The sequence below is a fragment of the Streptomyces sp. NPDC043680 genome (assembly GCF_056436685.1).
Map to the genome: position 1 here is coordinate 43,485 of NZ_JBWKCE010000015.1, position 17,529 is coordinate 61,013.

General features: G+C 72.3%; 16 protein-coding genes and 1 pseudogene. 9 read left to right on the top strand and 8 right to left on the bottom strand.

Annotation, left to right across the window (positions count from 1 at the left end):
• Positions 1 to 764: 764 nt before the first annotated feature.
• Entirely contained in the window at positions 765 to 1,022 is a 258-nt protein-coding gene (locus AC0666_RS25415) for a hypothetical protein (RefSeq protein WP_468585888.1), read from the bottom strand.
• An 872-nt stretch (positions 1,023 to 1,894) separates the two neighbouring features.
• Between AC0666_RS25415 and AC0666_RS25420 the strand changes: the two genes are divergently transcribed.
• The 3 genes and pseudogenes from AC0666_RS25420 to AC0666_RS25430 form a co-directional block, all read left to right on the top strand.
• Complete coding sequence (locus tag AC0666_RS25420) at positions 1,895 to 2,797, top strand: DUF2637 domain-containing protein (RefSeq protein WP_468972158.1); 903 nt, start codon at positions 1,895 to 1,897, stop codon at positions 2,795 to 2,797.
• A 468-nt stretch (positions 2,798 to 3,265) separates the two neighbouring features.
• Positions 3,266 to 3,526 carry a hypothetical protein gene (locus AC0666_RS25425; protein WP_468972160.1) on the top strand — a complete coding sequence of 87 codons (261 nt, stop codon included), beginning with the start codon at positions 3,266 to 3,268 and terminating at the stop codon, positions 3,524 to 3,526.
• 579 nt (positions 3,527 to 4,105) lie between these two features.
• Positions 4,106 to 4,614: pseudogene (locus tag AC0666_RS25430) on the top strand (DUF5753 domain-containing protein); the annotation flags it as partial.
• Between the two features lie 135 nt (positions 4,615 to 4,749).
• Here the strand turns inward: AC0666_RS25430 and AC0666_RS25435 are convergent.
• The 3 genes from AC0666_RS25435 to AC0666_RS25445 all read right to left on the bottom strand — a co-directional run bounded on the left by AC0666_RS25435 (position 4,750) and on the right by AC0666_RS25445 (position 6,413).
• Positions 4,750 to 5,472: a nucleotidyltransferase domain-containing protein gene (locus tag AC0666_RS25435; protein WP_468972162.1), complete on the bottom strand. Its 723-nt coding sequence runs from the start codon at positions 5,470 to 5,472 to the stop codon at positions 4,750 to 4,752.
• Positions 5,473 to 5,500: 28 nt separating this feature from the next.
• The gene (locus AC0666_RS25440) at positions 5,501 to 5,986 is read right to left on the bottom strand and encodes a Rieske (2Fe-2S) protein (RefSeq protein WP_468972164.1); all 486 of its coding nucleotides are present in this window, start codon (positions 5,984 to 5,986) and stop codon (positions 5,501 to 5,503) included.
• An 85-nt stretch (positions 5,987 to 6,071) separates the two neighbouring features.
• Entirely contained in the window at positions 6,072 to 6,413 is a 342-nt protein-coding gene (locus AC0666_RS25445; protein ID WP_468972166.1) for a DUF952 domain-containing protein, read from the bottom strand.
• A 266-nt stretch (positions 6,414 to 6,679) separates the two neighbouring features.
• Between AC0666_RS25445 and AC0666_RS25450 the strand changes: the two genes are divergently transcribed.
• The 4 genes from AC0666_RS25450 (at position 6,680) to der (ending at position 10,786) form a co-directional block, all read left to right on the top strand.
• A complete protein-coding gene (locus tag AC0666_RS25450) occupies positions 6,680 to 7,768 on the top strand; it encodes a prephenate dehydrogenase (RefSeq protein ID WP_361715110.1) in 1,089 nt (362 codons plus the stop codon).
• A 131-nt stretch (positions 7,769 to 7,899) separates the two neighbouring features.
• A complete protein-coding gene (cmk, locus tag AC0666_RS25455) occupies positions 7,900 to 8,598 on the top strand; it encodes a (d)CMP kinase (protein WP_468585896.1) in 699 nt (232 codons plus the stop codon).
• On the top strand, positions 8,553 to 9,242 hold the full coding sequence (locus tag AC0666_RS25460; RefSeq protein ID WP_468972169.1) for a lysophospholipid acyltransferase family protein: 690 nt from the start codon (positions 8,553 to 8,555) through the stop codon (positions 9,240 to 9,242). The genes cmk and AC0666_RS25460 overlap by 46 nt, the downstream gene beginning before the upstream one ends.
• Positions 9,243 to 9,325: 83 nt before the next feature.
• Positions 9,326 to 10,786 carry a ribosome biogenesis GTPase Der gene (gene der, locus AC0666_RS25465; RefSeq protein ID WP_361715116.1) on the top strand — a complete coding sequence of 487 codons (1,461 nt, stop codon included), beginning with the start codon at positions 9,326 to 9,328 and terminating at the stop codon, positions 10,784 to 10,786.
• A 46-nt stretch (positions 10,787 to 10,832) separates the two neighbouring features.
• Here der and AC0666_RS25470 read toward each other — a convergent pair whose 3' ends face one another.
• Together AC0666_RS25470 and AC0666_RS25475 are read right to left on the bottom strand one after the other, a co-directional pair.
• A complete protein-coding gene (locus AC0666_RS25470) occupies positions 10,833 to 11,231 on the bottom strand; it encodes a hypothetical protein (RefSeq protein ID WP_468972171.1) in 399 nt (132 codons plus the stop codon).
• 241 nt (positions 11,232 to 11,472) lie between these two features.
• Complete coding sequence (locus tag AC0666_RS25475) at positions 11,473 to 12,279, bottom strand: hypothetical protein (protein WP_468972278.1); 807 nt, start codon at positions 12,277 to 12,279, stop codon at positions 11,473 to 11,475.
• Between the two features lie 320 nt (positions 12,280 to 12,599).
• Between AC0666_RS25475 and AC0666_RS25480 the strand changes: the two genes are divergently transcribed.
• Complete coding sequence (locus AC0666_RS25480; RefSeq protein ID WP_478708357.1) at positions 12,600 to 13,439, top strand: transglycosylase family protein; 840 nt, start codon at positions 12,600 to 12,602, stop codon at positions 13,437 to 13,439.
• A gap of 66 nt (positions 13,440 to 13,505) precedes the next feature.
• A complete protein-coding gene (locus AC0666_RS25485) occupies positions 13,506 to 14,471 on the top strand; it encodes a helix-turn-helix transcriptional regulator (RefSeq protein ID WP_478708358.1) in 966 nt (321 codons plus the stop codon).
• A gap of 379 nt (positions 14,472 to 14,850) precedes the next feature.
• Here AC0666_RS25485 and AC0666_RS25490 read toward each other — a convergent pair whose 3' ends face one another.
• Together AC0666_RS25490 and AC0666_RS25495 are read right to left on the bottom strand one after the other, a co-directional pair.
• Entirely contained in the window at positions 14,851 to 15,942 is a 1,092-nt protein-coding gene (locus AC0666_RS25490) for a phosphatase PAP2 family protein (RefSeq protein WP_468972178.1), read from the bottom strand.
• A 358-nt stretch (positions 15,943 to 16,300) separates the two neighbouring features.
• A complete protein-coding gene (locus AC0666_RS25495; protein ID WP_478708359.1) occupies positions 16,301 to 17,425 on the bottom strand; it encodes a hypothetical protein in 1,125 nt (374 codons plus the stop codon).
• Positions 17,426 to 17,529 lie beyond the last annotated feature (104 nt).

The following is a 17,529-nucleotide window of genomic DNA, read 5'->3' on the forward strand; positions in this document are numbered from 1 at the left end:
CCGGGGTGACGGTCACGGGCAGCTTGCCCGCTCGTCCCCCTGTGACCAGTGACACCTCGGCCGAGCCTGCGGCAGGCCAGCTGGCCTTCGGTTTTTCCTTCTTGCGTGACTGGTCGGCAACCGTGTCCGTGCGCTTCGCGCCGCCCGGGGAAACCTTCGTCACCGGAACTGCTTTTGGCTGCTTGAGCCCGGGCAACGACGGGCCGTTCTTGGCATCCGCCGCTACCGCCGTGCCCGGCAGTACGCCGGCGAGAACTGCGGCAGCAAAAGCTGCCGAAAGTCCTCGCATGCTAAATCGTCTCCACCCCACCCCACCCCACCTCAACTGCTCTATTGAAATTATCGGAGCGCAGAATAACAGGGGGTGACCGGCGAGGGCTGCTACACCGTCAGAGTGCAGCAATTGCTTCATTTATGCTCAATGAACTGCAAAGATGATCTTGTTTGCCAAAAGGGGCACCTGTGTCAATTACACGCAAATCTGCAGGTGGGAGCGGGTGGAGCGGGTGAGGTGGAAGGATGGAGTCGGGCCCCGTTGCAGGGCGGGAATCACATGGTGAGGGTCTAAGGGGCAGGGGCGAGAGGTGTCGGTGGGCTAGACGAGATAAGCGCCTTCTTTCGGCTGGTATACCTCTTGCGCTTCCAGTGGGAATGGTTGGCGCCGGTTTGTTTGTGCTGCGCGCCGGCGGTGTGCAATGAGCCCTGTAATTTCGCCCTGCTGATTTGGCTCTGAAGGAGGCAACGAAACCGGTCAGCCTGAGGGCTCAGAGTCGAACCAGCGAGGCACCGCATTCGGCGCAGGCCTGATGCCGAACCGCTTCTGGCGGGGCCGTGGGCGTGCTCTTCCGGGGCGGCTTCGTCGCCTCGACATGCAGGGACAGGACATGCCCGAACCGTTGCTGGCGCCGCAGTTCGCGGATGTCCAAGTGGTGCATGCGGCCGACGCCTGACGAGGTCCAGGCCGTGACGCCCGTGCCCAGTACAGAGCAGATCAGCGCGAACCACACGAGGGTGTCTGTCATGGGGGGTCCTCTCCGGTGAAGGTGATCAAGGGGGCCGCTGCGGCCCCCGGCGACACCTCGACATAACGCGAGGGCATATGCCGGGTTGCGCTTTGTCAGCCGTTTGCCGCCAAGCGCAGGTTCCGGTCGGAGTGCACAAGCGGCCGCTGAGTACCGCCGCAGGCTGCGGGCTTCTCCAACCGCACGCCCGGCCATGCGTCCCGGCCGGCGTGCAGGCGGGAGCCCGACCGGTGGCGTTCCTACGGCGAGTCGGGGGAGCGACGCACGTTCCCGAGCAGGGGCGTGCGGCCGTGAGCGAGCGCCGTGGTGCGGCTCAGTGCGCGGCGCCGGTCGGCTGTCCGATGATCTGCATGCACCAGGCGGGCGCCTGTCGTGGACGCGTAACTGATCGAACTCCGTCTTCCCCGGTTCGAGCTGGAAGGACTGCTGTGCAACCCGGTGCGGACTGCTGCCCTGACGCGTCAACAGTGAGTGCAGAACCGATAAAAGACACTGGTCAACACTCCTTTACTTCGCCAGCATCACCTGTACGGCGCACACCCTCCCCGGTATCCGGAGCGTTGGGTGGACTATGACATCTGCAAAGCACAAAGCAATGATCCGGCAGAGCGCAGAGAGCGACGTGCCGCACGGTCAAACCCGGGCCGCAAGGGTGGGCAAATGGACGTACACGTCCGTCCCGACTGGCTCGGCCTCGGACGGGAGCGCGACGCTTCAGCACGAGGGGCAGGAGGTCGACCTCCACTACTCGTCCGCGATCTTCGAGGACTTCCTGGACGCCGTGCGCCGGATCCAGGAAGAGTTCAACCGGAGGTCGCAAGAGGTCGCAGCGCTCAAGGCGCCTGTCGGCGAGTGCTCCGGGTGGATGTCCCGTGTATGAGCAGTACGGGCTTTATGCCGGGAACGGTTCCCTGCCCCAGCCGGAACCCCAGGCGTTCTGGCCGGAGTCGGACCAGGAGCAGCACGCTGCCTACGGGCAGCCACTCCTCGGGCTGGGCGAGATGAACGGATCGTGGGATCCGTCGGAGGAGCTGGCCTATCTCTGTCAGGAGGCCATGGGCTCGATGGGGGCAGCGCCGGTCGACCACGTCGCCTTCGTCGAAACCGGCGAGACCGTCAGTGGCGTCGGCCTTGCCACCGGGCTGTCCCAGGGAACCGGCCAGCGACCGCGCAGACCAGCCCCCGGCGGGCACCGTCGGGGGAGCCCGGCGAAGACGTCGGTGGTGACCCTCCTGCGTACCGGAAGCGTCTGCACCGCCGTGCTGGTCGCCGTCATCGCCGCCGTGGTCAGCATCTTCAGCGGTCTGGCCATCTGCGAAGCCCTGCGACACAGCGCCGGACCGCGCACCGCACACAGCGTGGCGAGTTGGTGGCCCCTGCTGATCTACGGACCCTGGATGGTCGCCTCCCTGTCCATCCTGCGGGCCGCCCTACATCAACGCCGAGCCGTGCATTCCTGGTCCATCGTCCTGCTGTTCTCCACCCTGGCCACCCTCCTCTGCGTGGCGCAGGCGCCCAGAACGCTGGCAGCGCAAGCGGCGGCCACCCTTCCCCCCATCGCCGCGCTGGCCTGCTTCCAACAACTCGTCCGGCAGATCACCCTGACCCGCCCGCCCCGCCAACCCGCCCCACGACACCGCAGCCGCCGGCCTTCCCCGCTCCGCCCGACGGCCACTGTGGGCAGCCCCGGGTCCGCCCCCTCCGACTACACGGTGGGGGAGCGAAGTGATCCCCTCCGCGCCTCCACCGGGTACAGATTCCGCTACGGATCATGAGGGTGGTGCAGTCCTGCCAGGCGCCGGCCGGGCCGGTTCGTACCGGGAACGACGAGCGGGACGAGTTCGCCCAGCGCAGCTGCGGGCGCCGTCTCGGATCGGCCCGCTCACCCCGCAAGGGGGCCTGCGGCGGATCGAGGGGCGCGGGCGGGGCGGTGCCGTAGGAGTCCGGAACAGCAGCATCGCCGAGAGCGGCGCTGTCGGCACCCGACGTGATGCAGTCGAGCGTCGCTAACTTCTCGGGCACCTCGGTCCTTCCCCCGGATGTCAATGATCGTGATCACGTGCATCTCAGGAACGAAGATCGAAACCCATAAGTCACGGGCTGTGCACAGCCTCAGTCCTACGAGTATCCCGCGCTGACCAGCCACGCCCCGGGCTTCAACGACCGCACCCCGGTCAACGGCCCCTGACCGCCCGGTCGGCGGCGCGCTTCATCCACTCCACCCAGACCGAGAGGACGACATCATGGCCTACGAGCTCACCCACGCCGAGCGCCTGCGGTACAAGCGGCACCAGGACGCCGCGTACCAGGCCGGCGAGGAAGCGGTCACCAACCTGCAGGCCGCACTCGCGCTCGCTGACCTGGCCCTTCCCTCGCTGTCCAACGACGGACCGGTGGGCTGTCGGGGTTTCGTCCGGCTCGGAGGGTGCAGCGTGGCCCTCGCCAACCGGCTCGCCGAAGTCATCGCCGCCGGCGCCCACGCCCTGCAAGGTCAGCGGCTGTGAGCCCCATGGTCGAACCGGAGGCCATCCGGTCGGCGCCCTCACCACCCCCGAGCCGAAGGGCGCAACGCAACTCCCCGCCGCCCGTGATGAATTCGGAGTCGTTGCATGAATGCATGGCGGTCTGACCCCTACCGGTTCCCCGGCATCCGGGCCCTCCCGGACGACGCGGAAGCCGGCGCCCGGAGCCCCCTGGGCCCCCTGTCCGATCCCCTCCCCGCCTTGGGTCGCCCTCCGGGCGGTGTGGACCCCGCAGACCGTCGGCGCCTTGACCTGCACGCTTGCCTGACCACCGCCGGCGTGCCCCCACGTGCCGGCGACCTTCACGCCATCGAGGTGCTCGCCACGGTCGACGACACCACCTACGCGGCCGTTCGACGATGGATCACCAGCACGCACTGACCAGGCCCTGACCCGGCTGGGCAGCGCAGCGCCGAAGCCCCCATGACGTGCACCACCTCCGGTGCCCGCGGCCCTCACGTACGGGTCGCCGCAGGAACGGCAACGGACCGCTACCCGTGCGAGCGGGACCGGCCATGGGAAGACACGGCTCGGCCGCGCTCGCGGACCATCCGGGCCGAGATGGCGCCCCACTCCGCGCTCCTCCCCGACGGCTGTTCTGCCGTCGTGCCGCCCCCCCCGGCCGCCTCCATTCACACCTACGAGCCGCTGGTGATCCCCGGCCTCCTGCAGACCCGTGCCTACGCGGCCGTGGTCACCGCTGAGACGGTCCCCCGCATCACGGACGAACAGGCCGCCGTCAATCTGGAGGTGCGGCTGCGGCGCCAACACCGGGCACACCACCCGGCCCGCCCCTTCCGCTTATGGGCGGTCCTGGACGAATCCGTACTGCACCGAACCGTCGGTGACCGCGACGTCATGCGCGAACAACTGGAGCACCTGAACACTCTCGGCGCACAACCGCACATCACCGTGCAGGTCCTGCCGCACTCCGCCGGAGCCATCCCGGGCTCTTGGGACAGTTCTCCATCCTCGGGTTTCCCGACGACGATGCGGGAGTCGTTTCTCTGGAACGCTTCACCAGCGACCCCTACCTGGAGAAGTACATCGACCGGCACCCGTACCACGTGATGTACGCCCACCTCCAAGCGCAAGCCCTGAACCCCGACGACTCCCGGCACTTCATCAACGACATCATCAAGGTGTATGAGGCAGGGCTGCTCGAACCTCCCGAGCCGACGACGACCGGAGGGCAGGTCGGCCGTTCAGGCGAAGGCGCTGGCGCGGCGGGTGCGGGTCAGGAAGGACTGCACGCGGGCGTGGTCCGGGGACTCCGGGAGGGGGCTTCTCTGCAGGGCCGCCTCCGACTCCTCCGTGAGGCGGGCCATCCAGGCCTCCACCTCGGACCAGGTCAGTTCGCCGCGCTTGACCGCCAGGAGGCGCTCGCGGTGCGCGGTGGCGTCGATCGTCAGGCGGCCCGTGCGGAGCAGGTCCCGGCAGGACAGGAGCAGGCGCAGCAGGTGCATGGCGTGCTTCCAGCGCGGGGCGCCGTGCAGGCGGACGTCCGCCGCGAGTTTGGCGTGCTGGGACCCCGCGTACCGGGTGAAGGTGGTGTGGGCCCGGCGGGAGAGGAAGGCCCCGCGCAGGGAGAGCAGTTCCTCGCCCACCGGGGTCAGCCGCTCCACCAGCGGGGAGTGCAGGCACTCCAGAATGTTCGGGTTGGCGCGCAGGGCCAGTTCGCAGAAGCGTTCCAGCTCCCAGGAGAACTCCTCCTCGCGAGGGCCCTCCACATGCGTCGGCGGCTTCTCGAAGCGCCAGAACAGCGGGGTCGGGGCGAGGTAGACACCACGCCGGTCGGTGTCGCTCGCCTCCGTCGCCAGGCCGAACGCCCGGGAGCCCATGACGCACGCGTAGACCGTGTGGTCCCGTACCAGGGTGAGGTCGGGGGATTCGTCGAGGGATTCCCCGGGCGTCGTCAGCTCGTTCATCCGGGGAGCGTAGGTGCCCGCCCCGGCGCTACGCGAGCGAGATATTGCCGTCCGCGGCCACCGTGATCTTCTTCTCCGCCAGGGGGCGGGTGGCCGGGCCGTGGGTCACCGCGCCGTCCGTCATCGCGAACTTGCTGCCGTGGCAGGGGCAGTCGATGGTGCCGTTCTCCACCTTCGACACGATGCAGCCCTGGTGGGTGCAGACCGCCGTGAAGCAGCGGAAGGAGCCGGACGTCGGCTGGGTGACCACCAGCTTCTCCTCCTTGAGGACCGTGCCGCCGCCCACCGGCACCGCCGACGACTTCAGCAGGGCCTTCCCCGTGCCCGGGGACGGAGCGGCCGAGGGGGCCGCGGCCTCGGCGGACTGGGCCACCGGCGGCGGGGCGCTGCCGGGCTCGCTCTGCCCGGGCTTCGTCTCCTCCTTGCCGCCGCAGGCGGTGAGCGTGCCGCCCGCCAGGGCGGCGGCGCCTGCCGCCAGGAGCGTACGGCGGGCGGTCGGCGTGGTATCGCTCATGGGCTGCTCCTCGTTCGGGGCCGGTCGGCGAGAGGCATCCTGGCGTTTCCCGCGCCCCAGGTGAAGCAACGCCGCGCCGCCCGGCTCAGGAGCCGGAGGCCCACGGGGCCAGTCGCGCCGGACTGCCCGCCGTACGGACGACCTCCCACACGCGGACCACGGCCGCACGGTCCAGTGGCCCGTGGACGTGCGGATAGCGGCCGCCGGATTCACCCTCCCGGTGGACCTCCGAGGTCAGGGCCCGTTCGTCGAGCTCGACGGCCAGCAGGGTGCCCGGTACGTCCCGGTAGTGCGCGTCGGCGATCGCGAGCGCCGTCGGGCGGTCAGCCGAACAGTGCACGAAGCCCTCCGAGTCGAGCGAGGGCGGGGCGTAGGGGAGCTCGGGCGCGGCGCTCCAGTCGGCGAGCGGAACCAGGTGGAAGATCATGTCCAGTGTTGTACCCCGGCCGGTCCGTCCGGTCCCGGGTCGGGTGGCAGGTTGGGGTGGATCGGGTGACGTCCCCGGTGCCGCGCGCCCTCCTCTGCCTGTCGCAGTCCCGCCCCGCCGCGCCGCAGCCACGCCGACCGTGCCGCAGTCCCGCCGTGCCCGGCCGCGCCGCAGCCCCGCGGGGCGGGGCGCCGGGGCCCCGCGCGGCCCGAGCTGGCTACCCTGACCGTGAGCTGCCGTTACGTCACGCACCCCTGGAGCGCCCCGTGAGAACCGCCGTCGTCATCGGAACCGGACTGATCGGCACCTCCGCGGCGCTCGCCCTGTCCGCGCGCGGCATCACCGTCCACCTCGCCGACCACGATCCGGCCCAGGCCCGTACGGCCGCATCGCTCGGCGCCGGTACGGACGAGGCGCCGCAGAGCCAGGTCGACCTCGCGGTCGTCGCCGTCCCGCCCGCCCACGTGGCCGCGGCGCTGGCCGACGCGATCGGGCGCGGGCTGGCCCGGGCGTACGTGGACGTGGCCAGCGTCAAGGGCGGCCCGCGGCGGGAGCTGGAGGCGCTCGGCGTGGACGTCACGGCGTACATCGGGACCCACCCGATGGCCGGCAAGGAGCAGTCGGGGCCGCTGGCGGCGACGGCGGACCTGTTCGAGGGCCGGCCGTGGGTGCTCACGCCGACCCGGGACACGGACCACGAGGTGCTGAACCTGGCGCTGGAGCTGGTGGCGCTGTGCAAGGCCGTACCGGTGGTGATGGACGCGGACGCGCACGACCGGGCGGTGGCGCTGGTCTCCCACACCCCGCAGCTGGTGTCGAGCATGGTCGCGGCCCGGCTGGAGGAGGCGGACGAGACGGCGGTGCGGCTGTGCGGGCAGGGGATCCGCGACGTGACGCGGATCGCGGCCTCCGACCCGCGGATGTGGGTGGAGATCCTGTCGGCCAATCCGGGGCCGGTGGCGGACGTCCTGGCCGGGATCGCGGCCGACCTGGAGGCCACGGTGGACGCGCTGCGGAAGCTCCAGTCGGCCGATGTGGAGAAGCGCCGCGGGGGCGCCGAGGGCATCGAGGACGTGCTGCGGCGCGGGAACGCCGGACGGGTGCGGGTGCCCGGCAAGCACGGGGCGGCGCCGATGGCGTACGAGACGGTGGCCGTGCTCATCAGCGACCAGCCGGGCGAGCTGGCGCGGATCTTCGCGGACGCGGGGCGGGCCGGGGTCAACATCGAGGACGTCCGGATCGAGCACGCGACCGGGCAGCAGGCAGGGCTCGTGCAGCTGATGGTGGAGCCGCGGGCGGTGGCCGCCCTGACGGCCGAGCTCCGCGAGCGCGGCTGGGCGCTGCGCCAGCAGTAGGGCCGCTGCCGGGCCGCCGGAGAGCGGGGCGGGACCGTTTGGGCGGCGGGTGCGCCCGGGCCCGGTAACCTTGGGCAGGGGCGCTTTGGCGCGCCCGGACACGTACGCGCAACCAGGAAGGTGCCCGCACCGTGGAAACCGCAGCTCCGTCCGCCGTGATCGTCGCCATCGACGGTCCCTCCGGCACGGGCAAGTCCAGCACCTCCAAGGCCGTGGCCGCCAAGCTCGGGCTGCGCTACCTGGACACCGGTGCCCAGTACCGGGCCATCACCTGGTGGATGATCACCAACGGCGTCGACACCGACGACCCGCACGCCATCGCCGTGGCCGCGGGCAAGCCCGGCATCGTCTCCGGGACCGACCCGAGCGCACCGACCATCACGGTCGACGGGCTGGACGCGTCCGGCCCGATCCGCACCCAGGAGGTCACCTCCAAGGTCAGCGCCGTCAGCGCCGTCCCCGAGGTGCGCACCCGCATCACCGAGCTCCAGCGCAGCATCGCCGCCGAAGCCGACGGCGGGATCGTCGTCGAGGGCCGGGACATCGGCACCACCGTGCTGCCCGACGCCGACCTGAAGATCTTCCTCACCGCCTCCGCCGAGGCCCGTGCCGCCCGCCGCAGCGGCGAGCTGCGCGGCAAGGAGGCCGCGGACCTCGCGGCCACCAGGGAAGCCCTGATCAAGCGGGACGCGGCCGACTCCGGCCGCAAGACCTCCCCGCTCGCCAAGGCCGACGACGCCGTCGAGGTCGACACCACCGAGCTCACCCTCGACCAGGTCATCGAGTGCGTGGTCACCCTGGTGGAGGAGAAGCGGGCGGAGCGCTCGTGAGCGCAACGCCCTCCGCCAAGGGTGCGGCGGTCGGCCGGCGGATCGGCATCGGGCTCATGTACGGGCTGTGGAAGCCCCGGGTGCTCGGTGCCTGGCGCGTCCCCGCCTCGGGCCCCGTCATCCTCGCCGTGAACCACGCGCACAACATCGACGGGCCCATGCTCATGGGGACCGCGCCCCGGCCGCTGCACTTCCTGATCAAGAAGGAAGCCTTCATAGGCCCGCTCGGTCCCTTCCTGGAGGGGATCGGGCAGGTCAAGGTGGACCGCTCCGGGGCCGACCGGACCGCCATCACCCGCGCGCTCGCGGTACTGGAGAACGGCGGCGCCCTGGGGATCTTCCCCGAGGGCACCCGCGGCGAGGGCGACTTCGCCTCGCTGCGCGCCGGCCTCGCGTACTTCGCGGTCCGCAGCGGCGCACCCGTCGTGCCGGTCGCCGTCCTCGGCAGCACCGAACGCCGCGGACGGCTCGTACGGGGGCTGCCGCCCTTCAAGAGCCGGGTCGACGTCGTCTTCGGCTCCGCCTTCGACGCGGGCGACGGCACCGGCCGCCGCACCCGTACCGCCCTGGACGAGGCCACCGTGCGCATCCAGAGCCGGCTGAGCGCCCACCTGGCCGACGCCAAGCGCCTCACCGGGCGCTGAGCGAGACTTGACCCAGTAACCCAGTAGTGGAACCGCGCTGCGCGGGCACCACCGACCACCACGAACGACGAGGAACGGACTTCATGAACGACCAGCACGACCACGGAGCGCTTGGCGATGCCGAGTACGCGGAGTTCATGGAGCTCGCCGCGGAGGAAGGCTTCGACGTCGAGGACGTCGAGGGCGCGATCGCGGAGGCCGGCCACGGGCCGCTGCCCGTGCTCGCCGTCGTCGGCCGCCCCAATGTCGGCAAGTCGACCCTGGTGAACCGGATCATCGGCCGCCGCGAGGCGGTCGTCGAGGACAAGCCCGGCGTCACCCGCGACCGCGTCACCTACGAGGCCGAATGGGCCGGCCGCCGCTTCAAGGTCGTCGACACCGGCGGCTGGGAGCAGGACGTGCTCGGCCTCGACGCCTCCGTCGCCGCCCAGGCCGAGTACGCCATCCAGACCGCCGATGCGGTCGTCTTCGTCGTCGACGCCAAGGTCGGCGCCACCGACACCGACGAGGCCGTCGTCAAGCTGCTGCGCAAGGCCGGCAAGCCCGTCGTCCTGTGCGCGAACAAGGTCGACGGCCAGAGCGGCGAGTCCGACGCGGCCGCCCTGTGGTCGCTGGGCCTCGGCATGCCGCACCCGGTCTCCTCCCTCCACGGGCGCGGTACGGGCGACATGCTCGACGCCGTTCTGGAGGCCCTCCCGGAGGCGCCCGAGCAGACCTTCGGCGGCACTCCCGTCGGCGGGCCCCGCCGGATCGCGCTCATCGGGCGCCCCAACGTCGGCAAGTCCTCGCTGCTCAACAAGGTCGCGAAGGAGGAGCGGGTCGTCGTCAACGAGCTGGCCGGCACCACCCGCGACCCTGTCGACGAGCTGATCGAGCTCGGCGGTGTCACCTGGAAGTTCATCGACACCGCCGGCATCCGCAAGAAGGTCCACCTCCAGACGGGCTCGGACTACTACGCCTCGCTGCGCACGGCCGCCGCCGTGGAGAAGGCGGAGGTCGCGGTCATCCTGATCGACACGACCGAGAAGATCAGCGTCCAGGACCAGCGCATCATCACCATGGCCGTCGAGGCCGGCCGCGCCATCGTGATCGCCTACAACAAGTGGGACGAGCTCGACGAGGAGCGCCGCTACTACCTTGAGCGCGAGATCGAGACCGAGATGCAGCAGGTCTCCTGGGCGCCCCGGGTGAACGTCTCGGCGCTGACCGGCCGTCACATGGAGAAGCTGGTCCCGGCCATCGAGACCGCTCTCGCGGGCTGGGAGACGCGCGTCCCCACCGGCCGGCTGAACGCCTTCCTCGGCGAGGTCGTCGCCGCCCACCCGCACCCGATCCGCGGCGGCAAGCAGCCCCGCATCCTGTTCGGCACCCAGGCGGGAAGCAAGCCGCCGCGGTTCGTCCTCTTCGCCTCCGGTTTCCTGGAGCACGGCTACCGGCGCTTCATCGAGCGCCGTCTGCGCGAGGAGTTCGGCTTCGAGGGCACCCCGATCCACATCTCCGTCCGGGTGCGCGAGAAGCGCGGCGCGCAGCACAAGAAGAAGTAGCGCGCGGGACGGCGGTGGCGCCGTCGTGCGGTAGGGCGGTCCGGGGTCAGTAGCCCCGGCGCGGAGCGGGCGGCAGGGCCGCCGGGATGTGCTGCATCCCGGTCTGGTGCTGCCGCCCGTTCGTCGTGCTGCCGGCGTAGGCGTACGAGGGCTGCGGCGCGGGCGTGTACGCGGGCTGCCAGGGCTCCGGCTGCCACGACGAGCTGCCGGACGCGCCGGAGCTGCCGGAGCCGCTCCATCCGCTTCCGTACGCACCATTGCCGTAGGCGTTGCCGCCGGCGTACGCGCCCCCGTAGGAGAACGCCGTGAAGCCGAGGTCCTCCTCGCCCGTGCGGTCGCCCGGCAGGGCCCGGAAGGCCCGCAGGTACTCCGAGTACAGCGTGTCGTAGATCGGGGTGTGCGAGACGGCGGCCGGAGCGGTGTCCCGGTCCCGTGCGGAGCGCATCGGGGAGACGGTGCTCGGATGGGCAGGGGCGCGGGAGGGGTCGTATGAATGCACGTATCAGCCAACGAACCCGGCGCCCTGCGGATGCGGGGCAGGCAGCAGAAAACGCAGATCGCCGGGGCCTGTCCGGGCGGTCGCCGGGGGAGTACGGGACGGGGCCCCGCCCCCCGACGCACGCCGCCCCACTCCCTCGTCAGGGGGCGGGGCGGCCGTCGGGGAGCGGGGCCCGAAGTTCCGCGGGTCAGGCGCCAGGGGTGCCCGCCAGCGGCATCGACGCGGCGACCAGCTTGCCGGCCGCCGCGGCCTTGTCCAGGGCGTCGCGCAGCAGGTCCTCGCGGGGCTGCTGGCCGATGGAGCCGACCGGGGCGGCGTAGACGAGGACGCGCTGCGTCTTGTTCACGGCGGCCCGCCAGCCGTCGGTCACCGAGAGCGCCTGGTGGGCCTGCCACCAGGCGACCTGGCCGCCGCCCTCGGAGCCGGGCTGCAGTACGGCGTGCAGCTGCCCGGCGGCGAGCAGGATCGACCAGCCGCCGAGCGGGGAGGGCAGCTCCGTGGTGTCGGTGACGGGGATGAACCCCTGCTCGATGAGGAGCGGCAGGAAGTCGTCGCCGGGCCCGGTGGTGCCGGGGCGGGCGATCGGCGCGGTCGGCTCGACCACCAGCGCCGGGTGCAGCTCGCCGCCGATCAGGATCAGGCCGCTGGTGATGCCGAGCACGGCCTGGCCACCGGGGACGTTCTGCGGGGCGCCGCCGCCGGGCGCCTCGCCCGCGGCGGCCGGGCTGTCACCGGTGATGCTGCGCACGGCGCCCTGCAGCTGCTCCTCCGAGACGGAGACCACCTGCGAGGGAATGCATCCGGCGTGCGCGAAGGCGAGGACGGCCGTCTCCTCGCCGACGAACAGCACCGTGCTGGTGCGGTCGGTCTCGGGGTCCCCCGGGGTGCGGCAGGAGGTGCAGTCGTAGCTGCGCGGTGCGTCGTCGCCGGTGAGCAGCCTCTCGGCTTCTTCGTCACCGATCTCGGCACGTACCTCATCACTGACGTCGAGCATGCGGGGCACGGGGTGGCTCCTCGGACTAGGCGAGCAGGGGCGGCCGGGCGGTTCCCGGCTCGCCGGGCTCAACGGCGGAGCGGCGGCCGGGGTCACGCCGTTTGAGGGAACGGAATCGAACCTGGCCCCCGGAGGGGTGAACGGTCCGACCGCCGCTTCGCTTTCCTGTCAACTCTTTTCTCTTTGTGCCCAGTTGATGCTCGGTGCTGGCCGTTTGGACGGGGTGGGAGGGCGGTGGCGGGTCGGCCGACCGGGTGGGCCGTGCGGCGGGCGGCGTGGCAGGGGAGGGCAGGAGGTACGCGGCTGCGTAGCGTGACGCGATGCCCGACCTCCGGATCCGGCGGGCCGTCCCGGCGGCCGCCGCTGCCGCTGCCGCGCTGGCGCTCGTCCTCGTACTCCCGTCGGGCGCCGGCGCGGCTCCGCCGCCCCCGGCGCCCGGACCCGCCGGGGCGGCGCACCCCGGCTCGCCCGGGATGATCGGGAGCGGGCCGGGGGACTGCGGTCCGGGCGGGGAGTGGCCCTGGGACTGTGTGGCCGACTGCGAGAGCAGCGGCCGCTGGTCGGTCAACACCGGTAACGGCTTCTACGGAGGCCTGCAGTTCCGGCAGCCGACATGGGAGGGGCACGGGGGCCTGGTCTTCGCGGCGCGGGCCGACCTGGCGACCCGGGAACAGCAGATCCGGGTGGGGGAGGAGGTGCTGGGACTCCAGGGATGGGAAGCCTGGCCGGTCTGCTCGAAGCGGTACGGACTGGCGGGGCGGATGCACGTGGTCCGGGCGGGGGACACCCTGGACGGCATCGCCCGACGCCGCCGGGTCAACGGCGGGCGGCAGGCGCTGTACGAGGCGAACCGGGAGCTGATCGGCCCGGACCCGCAGACGCTGACGGTGGGCACCCTGCTCACCCTGCCCCCACCGCCGCCCCCAACGGCTCCGCCGAATCCGGTGGCACCGGCGGGCCCGGCGACCCAGGCCCCGGTGCCGACGGCTTCGGTGACCGCTCCGCCGAAACCGCCGCCCCCCACGAGGCCGGCGGCCCCGGCGACCCCGGCGAAGCCGGCCGGTCCGGCCGGAGCGGCGGCTGCCGCGAGGCACGCGAGGCCGGTGGCCCCGGTGGGACCGGCGCTCCGGTGGCTTCCCCGGCTCCCCTGGCCTCGGTGAGAGCGGCGGCTGCGGCGGTGCGGGCGGCAGGCGGTGGGGTGAAGTGGCGCTGGCAGACTGCTCGGCATGCTGGATACCTCCGCCCGACTGCTGCGTCTCCTGTCGCTCCTGCAGGCCCACCGTGAATGGACCGGCGCCGACCTCGCGGAGCGGCTCGGCGTCACCCCGAGGACGGTGCGCCGGGACGTGGACCGGCTGCGGGAGCTCGGCTATCCGGTGAACGCCAGCCCCGGCACCGGCGGCGGCTACCAGCTGGGCGCCGGTGCCGAGCTGCCGCCGCTGCTGCTCGACGACGACGAGGCCGTGGCCGTCGCCGTCGGGCTGCGGACGGCTGCCGGGAACGGGGTCGAGGGGATCGGCGAGGCCTCCGTACGGGCGCTGGCCAAACTGGAGCAGGTGCTCCCCGGCCGGCTGCGCCGGCGGGTGTCCGCGCTCAACGAGTTCACCGTGCCGATGCTGCGCGACCCGGCACCGGCCGGAGTCGACCCGTCCGTGCTGACCGAGCTCGCCGCCGTGTGCCGGGACGGCGAGCGGCTCCGCTTCGGGTACCGGGACCACGAGGGCCGGGTCAGCCGCCGGGTGGTCGAGCCGCACCGGCTGGTGTGCAGCGAGCGGCGCTGGTACCTGGTGGCCTGGGACCTGGACCGGGAGGACTGGCGCACCTTCCGCGCCGACCGGATCGAGCCGAGACCCCCGCACGGGCCCCGGTTCCCTCCGCGCCCGGCGCCGGCGCAGGACCTCGCCGCGTACGTCTCGCGCGGCGTGTCGCAGGCGGCCTACGCCGCCCGGGCGGTGCTGCGCCTGAAGCTTCCCGCCCAGCAGGCGGCCCGGATCATCGGGCCGAGCGAAGGCGCCGTGGAGCCGCTCGACGAGGAGAGCTGCCTGTTGCGCACGGGCGCCGTGAACCTGGACGTACTCGTCATTCACGTGATGCTGCTCGGCTGTGAGTTCGAGGTGGTCGAGCCGCCGGAGCTGACCGATCGGATCCGGGCCGCCCGGGACCTTCTCGGGCGGGCCGTGGAGAAGATGTAAGGAAACTGAGGGGGACTCACGGGCGGGCGCGTGGTGGTCCAACGCAATCCTCCAGCGGAATTCCCGGGCTTCGGGAAGGAATACGAAAACGGTATGTCCGCCGGGCGTGTCGCGGCCGGAAAAAGAATGGGAAGGGGCGGCTTGCGCCGTCCTTCCGGGCGGGTCGGCCGAAGTCGGGCCTGTCAAAGAACTGTCGACATTCCGTGACCCAAGCGTGACCCGGTTCGGAGGAACGTCCGGGCGCCGCGCTGACGTTCCGGAGATTTCGGGGTACGGACGACCGGGGCGGGCCGGGTGGTGGCTCGGCCCGCCACGGTTCGTCCGGTGTGCGGGGAGAGGTGGTGCGTACCGGCCCCGCGCACTCGCGTACGGGAGCGGCTCAGCCCCCGGTCGCCGGACGGGCGGCCGTCCCCCGGGCGGCCGCGGCCCGCTCCGTGTGGGCCGGCCGGCGGCTGCCTGCCGGGGTGAGCGGCGTCCGCTCGGACCGGATCAGGTGCGGCCGGCCGGGCAGGTGTGCGGCCGGCCGGGGCGTCGGCGTGTGGCCGGCCGGGGTCGCCGATGCCGGCGTGGACGCCGCGACGGGCACGGCGACGGGCTCCCGGTCTCCGCCGGCTCCGGCAGCTGCGGCCACGGGCCGCAGCTGCCACTTGCCGCCCGCCGAGAGCAGCGGGGTGAGCAGGGCGGCGAGCGGGGCGGGCACCGTGCCGGCCTCCAGCCGGCGGCGCTGCCGCTCGCGCATCTCGAAGACCCAGGCCTCCACCCCGGCGATGAGCGGTTCGAACCAGGGCAGCGCCAGCATGATCAGCAGGCCCGCGGACCAACCCAGCAGCACGTCGCTGACCCAGTGGGTGCCCAGGTAGACGGTGGTGGCGCCGACGCTCAGCGAGACGACCGCGGAGAAGACGGACAGGACCCGCCGGGTCCGCACCGTGGAGGCCAGGTAGGCCAGGATGCCCCAGGTCACGACGGCGTTGGCGGTGTGGCCGGAAGGAAATATATCGCCGCCCGCGAAGAGTTCGGCCGAGCCGATGCGGGTGGCGTAGTGCGGGCCGAGGCGGCCGAGGCCGAGCTTGACGGAGCCCACCGTGATGTTGAGGAGCAGCAGCGACACGCCGAGGGTGATCAGCGGGCGCAGGGTGTGCTGCCGCCAGGAGCGCCAGCCGAGCCATGCGGCGACCATGACCGCGGTGGGTCCGCGCTGGCCCAGGACCACCAGGTAGTCGAGGAAGGCGTGCAGCTGCGGCCACTGCTCGTAGGGCCGGAAGAACATGACCTGCCAGTCCAGGCGGACGAGCCAGGACGTGGTCAGCACGGCCACCACGATCGCCAGGTAGAAGGCGAGGGTCGATCCCAGGAGCACGACGCGGTGCCGGCTCATCCGCGGCGTTTGCAGATGAGCCGGTCGCTCTGGTTCCCGGTCCAGCCGGGCGAAGACCCGCTCCAGACGGGTCAGGATTTGGTCGGTACGCACTCAATCGACGTTACCGCGCGCCGATGGGCGGCCCGGTCGAATCGCGGGCTTTGTGATGACCATGTGATGTGGAGTTGGTCTCACGCGGCGTGAATTCCTGGGATATGGCCATTAGTTGGAGCGGCCTGTTCCATTGGCCTGGCCATTGTTTCGCACACTTACCCGGGATTTATCGCTCCGACCCATTTACTTTGCTCAAAGATGGATCGGAATGATCCATTCCGTGATGTGGGGACCCACCGGCGTCCACGGCGGCCCACCGGCGTCCACGGCGGCCCACCGGCGTCCACGGCGGCCCACCGGCGTCCACGGCGGCCCGCCGACGCCCACGACGGCCCCAACGAGGGCTCAAGAGGTCCTACGGGGGCCCCGAGCCGTTCAGCCAGAACGCGCCGTACCCCGCCGCGGCGAGGGCCACCGCCCCCAGCACCGCCGCCGCCCGCCCCGTCGGCCACCGCGCCAGCCCCACCGCCGGCGGCAGCAGCAGTGGGAACGCGGGCAGGAGCAGCCGCGGCTTGGAGCCGAAGTACGCCGACGCACACAGCGCCAGCGCCAACACGACCCCGCCGTACACGAGCAGCGCGGCGGGCTGCCGCTGCCGTACGCACAGCCCGTACAGCCACAGCACCAGCGCGACGCCCGCGATCAGCCCGATCCCGGCGGCGACGCCGCCGGGAGAGCCCGAGGCGAGCTTCGCCCCGATGAACCGGGCGAAGGCCCGGCCGCCGTCGAAGCCGTTGCCCCAGCCTCCCTGCACGTCCAGGTAGCCCAGCAGAGCGCCACCGGTCCGCGCCCCCACCCACAGCACGTACGCCGCCGCGCCCAGCGGGGCCAGCAGAGCCCCCGCCGCCGTCCGCCACGACCGCTCACCGCGCCGCCAGGCCAGGACGGCCGCCACCCAGACCGCCGCCACCGCCGCCGCGCCGACCGGGCGGGTCAGCCCCGCGCCGGCCGCGAGCAGGCCCGCCGTCAGCCACCGCCCGCGCAGCGCCGCGTACAGCGCCCAGGCGGCCAGGGCGGTGAACAGCGACTCGCTGTACGCCATGGACTGCACGATGCCGACGGGCAGCGCGGCCCACAGCGCCACGGCCCACACCCCCGCCCGGCGGCCGTGGTGCAGATCGGCGACGGCAAAGATCCCCCAGGCCGCGGCCAGCCCCGCGATGGCCGAGACCACCAGGCCCGCGGAGCCGTACGACAGCCCGGTCGGCGCCGCCACCAGCCGCTCCAGCCAGGGCAGCAGCGGGAAGAACGCCAGGTTCGAGTGGACGTCCCCGTTCGGGAGGACCACCTCGTACCCGTATCCCCGCGCGGCGATGCCGGCGTACCAGAGCGAGTCCCAGCGCGCCGACAGCAGCGTGTGCGGGCTGCTGCCGACGGCCGCACCCCACACCGCGAGCACCGCCAGACCGAGCAGCCGGACGCCCGCGAAGACGGCGAGTGCGGGCGCGGCCCGGCGAAATCCAAGATCTTCCACAGGCATGATTATCGGTGGCGGCTCAGCGGCCGACGGGCCCAGAACCGTGGCAGGCGACCACGCGTGTACGCAGTCGGAGGCGCGCGACGGCGGCGGAGGAGGGGGGCGAG

Coding starts and splice junctions, on each gene's coding strand:
- AC0666_RS25415 (WP_468585888.1), bottom strand. CDS start 1,022: ATGACAGACACCCTCGTGTGGTTCGCGCTGATCTGCTCTGTACTGGGC.
- AC0666_RS25425 (WP_468972160.1), top strand. CDS start 3,266: ATGGCCTACGAGCTCACCCACGCCGAGCGCCTGCGGTACAAGCGGCAC.
- AC0666_RS25435 (WP_468972162.1), bottom strand. CDS start 5,472: ATGAACGAGCTGACGACGCCCGGGGAATCCCTCGACGAATCCCCCGAC.
- AC0666_RS25440 (WP_468972164.1), bottom strand. CDS start 5,986: ATGAGCGATACCACGCCGACCGCCCGCCGTACGCTCCTGGCGGCAGGC.
- AC0666_RS25445 (WP_468972166.1), bottom strand. CDS start 6,413: ATGATCTTCCACCTGGTTCCGCTCGCCGACTGGAGCGCCGCGCCCGAG.
- der (WP_361715116.1), top strand. CDS start 9,326: ATGAACGACCAGCACGACCACGGAGCGCTTGGCGATGCCGAGTACGCG.
- AC0666_RS25470 (WP_468972171.1), bottom strand. CDS start 11,231: ATGCGCTCCGCACGGGACCGGGACACCGCTCCGGCCGCCGTCTCGCAC.
- AC0666_RS25475 (WP_468972278.1), bottom strand. CDS start 12,279: ATGCTCGACGTCAGTGATGAGGTACGTGCCGAGATCGGTGACGAAGAA.
- AC0666_RS25480 (WP_478708357.1), top strand. CDS start 12,600: ATGCCCGACCTCCGGATCCGGCGGGCCGTCCCGGCGGCCGCCGCTGCC.
- AC0666_RS25485 (WP_478708358.1), top strand. CDS start 13,506: ATGCTGGATACCTCCGCCCGACTGCTGCGTCTCCTGTCGCTCCTGCAG.
- AC0666_RS25495 (WP_478708359.1), bottom strand. CDS start 17,425: ATGCCTGTGGAAGATCTTGGATTTCGCCGGGCCGCGCCCGCACTCGCC.